This window comes from Algoriphagus sp. TR-M9, from assembly GCF_027594545.1.
In the GTDB taxonomy this organism is placed as follows: Bacteria; Bacteroidota; Bacteroidia; order Cytophagales; family Cyclobacteriaceae; genus Algoriphagus; species Algoriphagus halophytocola.
The window spans coordinates 267,104-279,226 of sequence record NZ_CP115160.1 but is presented as its reverse complement, the minus strand read 5'-3'; the positions used below and the strand labels follow the sequence as shown (position 1 = coordinate 279,226).

Sequence of the window (12,123 nt, the reverse complement as noted above, 5' to 3'; positions counted from 1 at the left end):
GCAGCGCTTTTTACTTCAACAGAAAAACTCGCATTCCCTTTAACCGGGATTTGCTTTCTTTACTGACCATTCTCAGATAAGTTTGATTTCTCTTTGCTGGAGTAAATTATATATTGGCAGCATCAAAAAGACCGTAGGTAGGACTAAAAGTATGAGGCAAAAACTATTTCAGACATTAGCTATACTAGCTGTATTCTCTTGCCAGAGCCAAGTAGATCCGGTGACTTTGTTTGAAGAAATTCCTCCCAGTGCTTCAGGGATAACTTTCGCAAACAGCCTGACCTTTGATGAAGAGTTTAACATCTTCACTTACAGAAATTTTTATAATGGCGGAGGTGTGGCTTTGGGCGATGTGAATAAGGACGGCCTGCTAGACATCTACCTCACTTCAAATCTGGGTGAAAATAAATTATACCTCAATAAGGGTGACTTTCAGTTTGAAGATGTGACCAGCAAAGCCGGAGTTGCCGGCACCAGAGCCTGGAGTACAGGAGTAGCTATGGCCGATGTAAATGGGGACGGCCTGCTGGATATTTATGTCTGCAACTCTGGGGACATTTCGGGAGACAACAAGCAAAACGAACTTTTTATCAACCAAGGTGACGGCACCTTTTCCGAAGAAGCAGAAATTTACGGACTGGCAGACCAGGGCTTTTCCACCCATGCTGTATTTTTTGATTATGACAAAGACGGAGATTTAGACGTCTACCTGCTCAACAACAGCTACCAAGCGATCGGGAGCTTTAACAAAATGCAGAATGAAAGGCTCAAGCGGGATTCAGTAGGAGGAGACAAACTTTTTAGAAATGATGCTGGCAAATTCACAGATGTAAGTGAAGAAGCTGGAATCTACGGCTCTATCATCGGTTTTGGTCTGGGAATTACAGTGGGAGATTTAAACCAAGATACCTGGCCAGACATTTTCATATCGAACGATTTCTTCGAAAAAGACTACCTCTACATCAACAATCAAGACGGTACATTCACAGAATCACTGGAGCAATCCATGCGCTCCATCTCCACATCCTCAATGGGCGCGGATATCGCAGATATCAATGGAGACGGCTTACTTGATGTATTCGTAACTGACATGCTTCCCGAGCAGCAAGAGAGATTAAAGCAGGTGACCACCTTTGAAAACTGGGACAATTTCCTATTCAACAAGACCCATGGCTATCACTATCAATTCTCTAGAAACATGCTTCACATCAACAATGGAGACGGAACCTTCAGCGAGATGGGCAGACTCGCCAATCTTGAGGCAACAGACTGGAGCTGGGGAGCTTTGATTTTCGACATGGATAATGACGGTAGGCGGGACCTATTCGTAGCCAATGGTATCTATCAGGACATTACAGATTTAGATTACCTGAACTTCATCGATGACGACGAAACCAAAATCAAAATCATCTCCCAACAGGATATAAATTACAAAGCCTTAGTCGATCCCATCCCCAGCACACCTGTCTCTAACTATGCTTATAAAAACCTCGGGGACCTAAAATTTGAAAATCTGGCAGAATCCTGGGGACTCGGGGAGGCCATGCATTCCAATGGCGCAGCATATGGAGACCTGAATAATGACGGCGCTCTTGACCTGGTGGTCAACAATGTAAACAGGCCTGTTTCCATATTCAAAAATCAGAGTAAGACACTCAATCCGGCAAACCATTACATCCAATTAGAATTGATAGGAAAAGGCATGAATACCGAGGCTATAGGAGCGCAGGTAAAAGTAGCCACCAACGATCAACTATTCTATGCCGAGCAAATGCCCAACCGCGGCTTCGAATCCTCTGTGGACCCGAAACTCACCATTGGTCTGGGTAATCAAAAATCCATCACTGAGATCACCGTGCTTTGGCCAGATGGCAAGTACACCAAAACCGGCCCGACTCAAGTGGATCAACTCCTGACCTTATCCTGGGAAAATGCCACGCTAATGGATTCTTCAGTCAACTTTTTTGAGCGGCCTGAAACCTCATTCTTCCAGCCAGCACCCGCAGCACAAATCGACTTTGCCCATGAGGAAAACCCCATGGTGGACTTTGACCGAGATCGATTGACCTTTCATATGTATTCTACAGAGGGCCCAGCTTTTGCCCAAGGGGATGTAAACGGAGATGGCATAGAAGATCTCTTTTTTGGCGGAGCCAGAGGCTTTGAAGGAAAACTATATCTCGGAGATGCCAATGGAAGTTTTCATTTCTCAGCACAGAAAACATTCAGCGCAGATGCTCTTTCTGAAGATACTGATGCCTTGTTTTTTGATGCCAATGCTGATGGTTTTTTGGATTTGATAGTAGCTTCTGGGGGAAACGAATCCAGCTTAGGCGCTCCTGAGCTCATCAACCGACTCTACCTGAATGACGGTGCAGGAAACTTCAGTAAGAGCAAACAGCCCGGGTTTGAAACCAATAGAGGAAGTACAGCCGTGATACGGGTCATAGACCTGAATGCCGATGGAGCTCCGGACTTATTTGTGGGGGGAAGACTGGTACCATTTGATTACGGAGCTGCTGCGAGCAGTGGTATTTTCATGAATGACGGAAATGGGAATTTTATTGAGCAAACCACTGCCCTAGCGCCTGCTCTGTCCGAAATCGGGATGATCACAGACGCTCAACCCGTAGATTGGGATCAGGATGGCTATGTGGATTTAGTTCTGGTCGGAGAGTGGAGCGCTCCTGTTTTTTTCAAAAACACTGGGGAAAAGCTTGAGAAAATAGAAATGCCTGAGCTGGACAAGCTGAAGGGCTGGTATAGAACGCTAGCAGTAGCTGACCTGGACGAAAATGGTTTCCCTGATTTGATTTTGGGAAATAACGGGTTGAACTCGCGCTTCAAAACCTCTCCCGAAAACCCCATCAAGATGTACCTCAATGATTTTGACCAGAACGGTTCTATTGAACACATATTTGTCAGAGAAAACAATGGAGTACAGATACCATATACCCTAAAGCACGAGCTAGAACGGCAGATTCCTTCCATCAAAAAGAAGTACATGCGCTATAGCAACTATAACAATCAGACACTCACGGATATTTTCCCCTCAGAAGTACTGGACAGATCCATCGTGAATGAAATCAACAACCTGGAGTCGGGCGTACTAATGAATGCAGGTAAGGGGGACTTTTCATGGAAACCATTTCCTCGGATGGCTCAGCGCTCGTATGTATTTGCAGTCTCTATAGTTGACCTCAACGAAGACGGGAACCTAGATCTGATTTTGGGTGGAAATTTATTTCAGGCCAAACCTGAATTCGGAAAGTATGATGCAAGCTACGGAGATGTGTTGCTAGGAAACGGAGATGGAACTTTTGAGTACTGGCGAAACGCTGAGCATGGCTTAAAAATCAATGGAGATGTACGCGCCATAGCTCAATTGGGAGATGGAAGAATTCTAATTGTGAAAAATAGCGCAGCAGCGGAAATTTGGGAATACTGAGTCTCTTGCCTTTGGGACTATGCACAACACCAAGCTGAACGCCTGGGACTTCACCCCCTATCCGCATCCGCTTTTTCGGGCTAAACTTGATTGTTTTTTTTTGATACTTACTTAAATTCCAATAGCTTTAACGTCCCAAACAAGAGAACCCGAAATCCCTCAATTGCTTGAGAATTCCCGATTTCGGAAAATTCAAGCCCAATAAAGCCTTTCATTATGCGATTAAAAAAACTTCTGCTTTTCTCAGGAATAATTCTGCTTGCTGTTTCCTGCGCCAAGAAAGTGGATTATACCCATACCATCACAGATGGACATTACCTGAGCGAAGCCCAGGATAAAATCACAGAAGTGATCATTCATGACATCTTCTCTCCCCCAGTAGCTGCTCGTATTTACAGCTATGCCTCCTTGGCAGCTTATGAGGTGGCCGCCGCTACTGACCCTAGTTACGTCTCACTATTGGGGCAACTGAACGGGTCTGAAAAAGTAGAATTCAGCCCTTCAGACAAGGTCTACCCACCTTTGGCTTCTTTGGCAGCATATTATCATGTGGGTACAGGTTTGATCTTTTCGGAAGATTTAATGCATCAGCATAGAGACTCTACGTATGCAGTTTTGCAAGAAAAAGGAATACCAGATGATGTAATGGAAGCCTCCATCGCCTTTGGGCAGGAGGTAGGAGATGTCATCAAGGCCTATTCTTCGAAAGACAACTACCACCAAAGTCGTTCTTTCCCTAAGTTTACCGTGACCGGGGAAGAAGGCACCTGGGAGCCTACCCCTCCAGCTTACATGGAGGCGATAGAGCCCCATTGGAACAAGATCAGAACTTTCGTGCTGGATTCTGCTTCTCAATTTAAACCACTTCCTCCCCCGCCTTTTTCTACAGATCCGGACAGTGAGTTTTTCAAGGTAGCCAAAGAGGTCTATGATATAGACAAAATGGCCACCCAGGAGCAAAAGGACATCGCTTTGTTTTGGGACTGTAACCCTTACAAAATGAATGTGAAAGGCCATGTGATGTTTGCTGAGAAAAAAATCACCCCAGGCGGCCACTGGATGAGTATAGCCGCTATTGCTTCCAAAGCTGCTCAAAAGGACTGGAAAGGAACTGCAGAAGCGTTGGCCATGACCAGTATTTCACTGAATGAAGCATTTATCTCCTGCTGGGATGAAAAATACAGAAGTAACCTTATACGCCCGGAAACCTATATCAATCAACATATAGACGAAACCTGGGTTCCCATCCTCCAAACTCCGCCATTCCCCGAACATACCAGTGGACATAGCGTGGCCTCAGCTGCATCAGCATACACTTTGGCGCAGTTATTTGGTGATGAGTTTCACATTGTGGACAGTTCAGAAGTAGCATACGGGCTACCTATCCGGGAATTCGATTCCTTTTCACAAGCCGCTGAAGAAGCGGCGTTGAGCCGGTTTTATGGAGGGATCCACTACCGACCGGCCATTGAGTATGGAATCACAGAAGGCCGGGATTTAGCCGAATTCATTTGGTCAAAAGTAGACACCAAAGCCAAAAACATAGCCAGCAATTAAGCTAAAGAGCACCTCCACGCAGGTGCTTTTTTTATACCCAAAAACAGAATTTTGTATGAACATTTCATGAATTCGTCCCGTTGGACTTTTAAAACAGAATTTTAATCTGTACCTTCTTTAATCACCTTTTTGGGCAGAAATGTTACTGTCCATTTTAACAAACCACACCTTTTTATGTCTAAAACCATAATTGTTTCAAACCGCCTACCTATCAGTTTACGCCATAGAAATGGCAGATTCGAATTCAAGCCTAGCGCAGGCGGACTAGCCACAGGATTAGGATCCATCTACAAACAGGGCGAAAACATCTGGATAGGCTGGCCAGGAAATACCGTCGACGATCCCGAGCAAAGAGCCGAGATCATTCTTGAACTCCACGACCTCAAAATGGCCCCGGTCTTTCTTTCCAAGGAAGATGTGGAGGAATTTTACGAGGGGTTCAGTAATGAAACACTTTGGCCGGCATTTCACTATTTCACCCAGTACATGGTCTATAACCCTGAGCACTGGGAAGCATACGTGCGGGTGAATCAAAAATTTTGCGAAGCTATCCTGAAGAAAGCAGGGCCTGATGACACCATTTGGGTACATGATTATCAATTGCTCCTGCTACCCCAAATGCTGCGGGATGTACTGCCTAATGCTACCATTGCCTTTTTTCAGCACATCCCATTCCCTTCCTATGAGATCCTGCGAATGATCCCCTGGAGAAAGGAACTGCTGGAGGGCATCTGTGGAGCTGACCTAATCGGCTTCCATACCTATGATGATATGCGTCACTTTCTCAGTGCCGTGGGGAGGATTACGGGACTTTCCAGTGAGAGTGGCTACATCCAAGCGGAAAACCGCATCATCAATGTGGACTCTTTCCCTATGGGAATTGATTACGATAAGTTTGCGAAGCAAGCCAAAAGTAAAAAAACGCTGCGCTATGTGCAGCAGTTTAGTCAGCTCGTAGAAGGGCAAAAAATGCTTCTCACCATAGACAGACTGGATTATTCCAAAGGAATTCCTCAGCGTATCCAGGCTTTCAACCAACTCCTGGAGCAGCACAAGGAACTCCACGGTAAGGTATCCATGATCATGATCGTGGTTCCTAGCCGGGACAAAGTCCAATCCTACAAAGAACTCAAGGAGGAAATTGACCTGTTGGTAGGTAGAATCAATAGTGAATACTCTACCCTGAACTGGGTGCCCGTACATTATTTCTACAGAAGTTTTCCATTTGAAGAGCTCAGTGCCTTTTACAACATGTCGGATATCGCGCTGGTGACGCCGCTGCGAGATGGAATGAATCTAGTCTGCAAGGAATTCGTCGCCAGTAAAACCGATCAAAGTGGAGTCCTGATCCTTTCTGAAATGGCCGGTGCTTCCAAGGAACTGCAAGATGCGATTTTGGTCAATCCCAATGACCGTCAAGGGGTAGTCGACGCCATTTATAGTGCCCTCTCCATGAAACCTGACGAGCAGCAAGCCAGAATGGCAAGCATGCAGGAAAGCCTGAAGAAATATGATGTATTCCAGTGGGTAAAGGTATTCATGGACCGAGTGGAACATGTAAAAGGCAAACAGGCCGAACTTACTTCCAAAGATGTGGATGCTAAGGTCATGAATGAGATAGAAACGAGCTTCAAAAAGGCCAAAAAACCAATCTTATTTTTGGATTACGATGGCACGCTCACAGGCTTCACCTCCGATCCACAAAAAGCAAACCCTGATACTGAACTGAAGGGCATAATCAAATCCCTGAGCAAGAAAGCCCAAGTGGTAATCATCTCAGGAAGGGACAAAGACACCCTTGGAAAATGGTTTGAAGGACAGCATATCGATATGATAGCAGAGCATGGAGTCTGGGTGAAAAAGAAAGAGGACAAAGGTGACTGGGAGCTTTATGCAGAGATTGAGGACAACTGGAAAGATGACATCCGCAAAGTGATGGAATACTACGTACTGCGAACTCCTGGGGCATTTATCGAAGAGAAGCACCATTCTCTGGTCTGGCATTACCGAAAGGTAGAAAGCGGGCTCGGTGACCTCAGGATGAGAGAACTCTTCAGCCATCTCAAATACATGGCAAGAGGCTATAACCTGCAAGTCTTAGAGGGAAATATGGTATTGGAAATCAAGCGACCAGACATCAACAAGGGACGGGCAGCATCGGCGATTATGAAAGGTGAGGAATTTGATTTCATCCTTGCCATAGGAGATGACTGGACTGATGAGGATACGTTCAAAGCCATGCCGAAAAACGCTTACTCCATCCGGGTAGGCTATGCCTATACCCAGGCCAATTATAACATCAAGTCCTTCCGACAGGTGAGGCAATTACTGCATAAGTTGACTCAGTAATGAAACGTAATAATAGGTGGCCTGCAAGTGTGTAGGTCACCATTTTACTTTTGGAATATACTGCAGATCAGCACTGATAAAACCCAACTTTTCAGTCCCCCGCCTCGAAAATCAACCCAGGCTGATCCAAAATCCGTTGTGGGCGATAAAAACCTTGGATCAAACTAAATTCTCTAGGACACTTTGCTCCTTGCACCCACTCATCTTCAATTAATACATTGACTTTCAAGATTTTAAAGATTGTCATCAATAACACGAAAGACTATCCTACACTGTTTATTTTACCATAGATTTTCCTAATTCACCTTATCACCTTTACGAAGTTTTAATGGGATCACTTAGACAGAGAGTTGTTTTTATCTGATTAACCGAAATGATGCCAGTAGTTAAAGAATGTGGCTGGATAGTAGCGGATAATCGTCCACCGACAACAGTCCAATGCCCACAGCACGTAGAAAGAAAGCTTAACCCATAGCTTCCCTCGCTACTGGTAAGAAAGCGGATATCCATATATTTTTGTAAACAAAAACTCATTAATATGCCTCTCAAAACCTGCAAAAAAGGACATCAATTCTTTAAAAGTAGCGATTGTCCAACCTGCCCGATCTGCGAAAACGAGCGAAAACCTACCACAGGATTTATGGCTAAACTTTCCGCTCCGGCACGAAGGGCTCTTGAATCAAAGCAAATTGACAGTGTAGATAAACTATCCACATTTTCCGAAAAGGAGATCCTTGCACTTCACGGTATGGGAAAAAGCTCCATTCCTAAATTGAAAGCTGCATTGGAAGAAAAGGGATTAGCTTTCAAAAACGTGGATTAAATTGCATCTTAGTCACTCATTGCAATTAATTACTCCAGTAAAAAACATGTTCCATTTAATTCTAGCACTACTTTTTATCTCAGCACCTGAAGACTCGCTTCTAAAATTTCAAAATGAGATAACAAACCAAAATCCAGTTAGAAAAGAAGTCAAATACAGTGATTTTGGTGCCAAAGGAGATGGCAAAACCGACGACATAGAGGCTATCGTGGCAGCTCATAAATTTGCCAATGAACATCAATTACCGGTAAAAGCTGAAGATGGTGCTACTTACTACATCAGTGGAAAAGACCTTTCAGCGATTATCCAGACCGATACCGACTTTGGCACTGCAATTTTCATCATCGATGACAGAGCCGTAGAAAACCGAAACTCACCCGTATTTCTAGTCCGATCAGGCTTAGCATCTTACCCGGTAAAAGGTGTAAACTCTCTGAAAAGAAATCAAAAGAAAATCGATCTTCAATTGCCCAGCCCAGCATTAATTAAGGTGACAGACTCCACCACAAAGCGATACATCCGCATGGGATTAAACCAAAACAATGGCGCCTCCCAGACCGATATTTTCTTGGTGGACAAATCCGGAAATGTAGATGAAAATGCACCTATCATCTGGGATTTTGAGCAGATTACAGAAATCACCGCCTTACCTATTGATGAAATTCCACTAAAAATCACTGGTGGCAGATTTACGACCATTGCGAATCAGGAAGACGCCACCTATAAGTACTATCAGCGAAATATCGCCATCAAGCGATCAAATGTAATTGTCGATGGATTGGAACATCGCATTACAGGCGAGGGTGAATTTGGCTCTCCCTACGGAGGGTTTCTGGCCATAAGTACCTGTACCAATGTGACTGTACAGAACACCATACTGACGGGACATAGAATTTATAAAAAGATAGGCAATGCAGGAAAGCCCGTCTCCATGGGCACTTATGACATCATCGTGAATCGCGCCTTGAATGTGTCCTTTATCAATTGCAGCCAAACCAATGACATCAACGATAGCTCCTTTTGGGGAATTATGGGATCGAATTTCAGCAAGAATCTGCTCTTTGATAAGTGCTCTTTTTCCCGATTTGATGCCCACATGGGCGTGGCCAATGCAACCATCCGAAATTCCACACTTGGACACATGGGAATCAATGCGATTGGTACTGGAACATTCATCGTGGAAAATTCAGAAATCAGAGGAAGAAGCCTAATCAACCTTCGCTCAGATTATGGTAGTACCTGGGAAGGAAAACTCATTATCAGAAACTGCACATTTGTTCCCAATGGTGGAAAAACCTACAGCGCCTCCTTGATCAATGGCTTCAATTCCGGTCAGCACGACTTTGGCTACACCTGCTATATGCCTGAACAGATCATTATCGAAAATCTGAAAATCGATGACTCCAATCATCCTGAAGATTATCAAGGACCGGCAATCTTTGGGAATTTCAATCCTGCTAGAACAGATGATTCTTACAAAGAAAAATACCCTTATGTACTGACCAAAGAAGTGACTCTGAAGAATGTAACTACTTCGAGCGGAAAAGAATTGGGAATTAGTGAGAATGAGGTGATGTTTGAGGGGGTGAAGGTGGAAGTAAATTAGGTCTCAAAATCTTCTTGAAACTTTTCAGTACATTTTATGTAAATTCAAACATGAAGACGATAACTCTGAGAGTACCAGACAGCGTTGAACTATCTGAACATGATTACTTAATGGCTTTGGCATCAAAGCTATATGAGGACGGGAAATTTTCTGCTGGACAGGCTGCAGAACTGGCGGGGGTATCCAAGCAAACTTTCATCGAAACGCTGGGCAAATACAATGTCTCTCTTTTTGGTGAATCGATAGACGAATTAAATGAGGATATAGCAAATGCCTAGTAGCATTGTGATATCAGATACAAGCAGTCTAATTGTCCTCACCAAAATTGGTCAAATAGACCTTCTCCCAAAATTATACGCTCAAATAATCACGACGCCCGAAATAATTATTGAATTTGGCAATCCTTTGCCTGATTGGATTCAGGTTATCAATGTCCAAAATCTAGATCTGAAAAAGTCGCTTGAACTTCAGTTAGATCTAGGTGAAGCTAGCGCAATTGCGTCAGCTCATGAAATACCTAATTCAACTTTAATTCTGGATGATTTAAAAGGGAGGAAAGTAGCCAAACTGCTAAAAATGAAATTCACAGGAACTCTTGGAGTACTAGCAAGAGCCAAAAGTGAAGGCCTTATTCCATGGTTAAAACCAGTTATTGATAGATTACTAGAAACAAATTTTAGAATCTCGGATCAACTAATTGAAGAGCTTTTAAAGAAATATGGTGAATTTCACAATTGACAATTAACGACATAATTATAACAATCTTTTTAATTCACTCTTATAGTTTCTCGATTAGTCCACCACACTGGTCCATTTCACAGATCATTACCTCAGCTCAATCACCTTCCCTACCGCCTCAGGCACGTCCTCAGCATAATGACTAACATAAACCAACGTCATGCTGCTTCGCTCACAGATTTGCTGCACGGTATCTTTAAAAAGTCTGCGCTGAAACTCATCCATGCCCTGAGAAGCCTCATCTAGGATCAACAGTTTAGGTTCCTTGATCAGTGCTCGGGTTAGCAAAGTCCAGCGTTGGTTTTCCAGTGAAAGTCGGTTGATGGGAATATTCTCTACAGCCTCTAGATGAAACAATGTCATCCATTTCCAAGCTAAATTCTCTTGTTCCGCACTCACCTTTTTGAATAAGCCCATAGTATCAAAAAGTCCCGAAAGAATCACTTTCCTACAAGTTTGGTTCGCAGGAAAAAATCGGCTAAGCTCAGGAGCTACAAAACCAGTCGGCCGCTTCACATCCCAGATACTTTCCCCAGTTCCCCGCTTTCGTCCAAAGAGCCAAAGATTCTGAGAATAGGCTTGGGGATTTTCCCCAATCAGCAAACTGATCAACGTAGATTTCCCAGACCCATTTGCACCTTTCAGCAGCCAGCGCTCACCCGATCTCACTTCCCAGTTCAGGTTGTTTAGAATTTGCTTTTCCCCATATTTGATTGATAAGTTTTCAAGGCGAATTACCTCTTCATTGGCATTTGGCCTTTTTGGCAAAAGAGAATCTAGTAACTCCCAATCGTAGGAAAGCTTCTGTTCATGCTTGGCAGTCAAATGAAAGTCGGCCACCTCCCAACTCTTCTCGATTCCTTTTCCACTTAACTTGGCAACATGTGTGATTCCTTCCGGAATTTCATTTGCCGAAGTGGTCAATAGGACTTGCACTCCCTTCGAAATTATAACCTTCAAAATCTCCCCAAATTCCGCCCTGCTTTTCACATCCAATCCTGTCATTGGCTGATCCATCAGGTAAATTCTCGGCTGTCTCATCAGCCCCAAGCCCAATGCAAGCCTACGGGTTTCCCCATTCGAAAGCAAAAGAACAGACTTGTCCAGCAAGTACTCCAACCTGAGCAAATGAGCCACCTTTTCCAAGGTCCAAGGACCAGAGACCTTCGCCTCAACTTGACTCAGGTACTCACGCACAGTCAGCGTATCCTCATTTTCCGAAGCATTGAATCGCTGCTGGAAATAAAAGTTTTGTTGGTTGGATTTGTTCCGTATTTCGTAGCGCTGAGAAACATAAGCGATCAGATCACGAAAAGAATTGATCTCGCCGGCTAGTGTTTTCATTTCGGTGTATTCCTTAGCAAAAGGCCGGACCAACTTGCCTTTTGGCAGCACGGCATTGCCACGGATGGTTTCTATAAAAGTAGTGAGCTCTGCCCCTGAGCTACCGATTATTGCCCACTGCTCACCTTCCTGCCAATCGAAGTCCAATGATTCGAAAACCTGTTTTCCTTTAGTGAGAACTTGGGCAGAAGTGATTTTTAATAGTGATTGCACTTTTTTTGATTGAAAGATTTCAAACTTGAAATTACTTGTCCACGA

The 12,123-nt window shown here is 44.0% G+C and carries 8 protein-coding genes; 7 read left to right on the top strand and 1 reads right to left on the bottom strand.

Annotated features, from left to right (window positions below; translation table 11 throughout):
* The first annotated feature begins 151 nt into the window (after window positions 1-151).
* The 7 genes from PBT90_RS01340 to PBT90_RS01310 all read left to right on the top strand — a co-directional run bounded on the left by PBT90_RS01340 (window position 152) and on the right by PBT90_RS01310 (window position 10,521).
* Complete coding sequence (locus PBT90_RS01340; protein WP_264808565.1) at window positions 152-3,448, top strand: VCBS repeat-containing protein; 3,297 nt, start codon at window positions 152-154, stop codon at window positions 3,446-3,448.
* A 216-nt stretch (window positions 3,449-3,664) separates the two neighbouring features.
* Window positions 3,665-5,005, top strand: a complete 1,341-nt coding sequence (locus PBT90_RS01335; protein WP_264808564.1) for a vanadium-dependent haloperoxidase — start codon at window positions 3,665-3,667, stop codon at window positions 5,003-5,005.
* Between the two features lie 174 nt (window positions 5,006-5,179).
* The gene (locus PBT90_RS01330; protein ID WP_264808563.1) at window positions 5,180-7,354 is read left to right on the top strand and encodes a bifunctional alpha,alpha-trehalose-phosphate synthase (UDP-forming)/trehalose-phosphatase; all 2,175 of its coding nucleotides are present in this window, start codon (window positions 5,180-5,182) and stop codon (window positions 7,352-7,354) included.
* A gap of 538 nt (window positions 7,355-7,892) precedes the next feature.
* On the top strand, window positions 7,893-8,177 hold the full coding sequence (locus PBT90_RS01325) for an RNA polymerase alpha subunit C-terminal domain-containing protein (RefSeq protein ID WP_264808562.1): 285 nt from the start codon (window positions 7,893-7,895) through the stop codon (window positions 8,175-8,177).
* 46 nt (window positions 8,178-8,223) lie between these two features.
* Window positions 8,224-9,783 (top strand): hypothetical protein, encoded by a 1,560-nt coding sequence (locus tag PBT90_RS01320; RefSeq protein ID WP_264808561.1) that lies wholly within the window; start codon window positions 8,224-8,226, stop codon window positions 9,781-9,783.
* Window positions 9,784-9,833: 50 nt separating this feature from the next.
* Window positions 9,834-10,061, top strand: a complete 228-nt coding sequence (locus tag PBT90_RS01315; protein ID WP_264808560.1) for a UPF0175 family protein — start codon at window positions 9,834-9,836, stop codon at window positions 10,059-10,061.
* Window positions 10,054-10,521, top strand: coding sequence for a DUF3368 domain-containing protein (locus PBT90_RS01310; protein WP_264808559.1), 468 nt, complete (start codon window positions 10,054-10,056; stop codon window positions 10,519-10,521). The genes PBT90_RS01315 and PBT90_RS01310 overlap by 8 nt, the downstream gene beginning before the upstream one ends.
* A gap of 87 nt (window positions 10,522-10,608) precedes the next feature.
* Here the strand turns inward: PBT90_RS01310 and PBT90_RS01305 are convergent, their stop codons facing one another.
* Window positions 10,609-12,078, bottom strand: coding sequence for an ATP-binding cassette domain-containing protein (locus PBT90_RS01305; RefSeq protein ID WP_264808558.1), 1,470 nt, complete (start codon window positions 12,076-12,078; stop codon window positions 10,609-10,611).
* Window positions 12,079-12,123 lie beyond the last annotated feature (45 nt).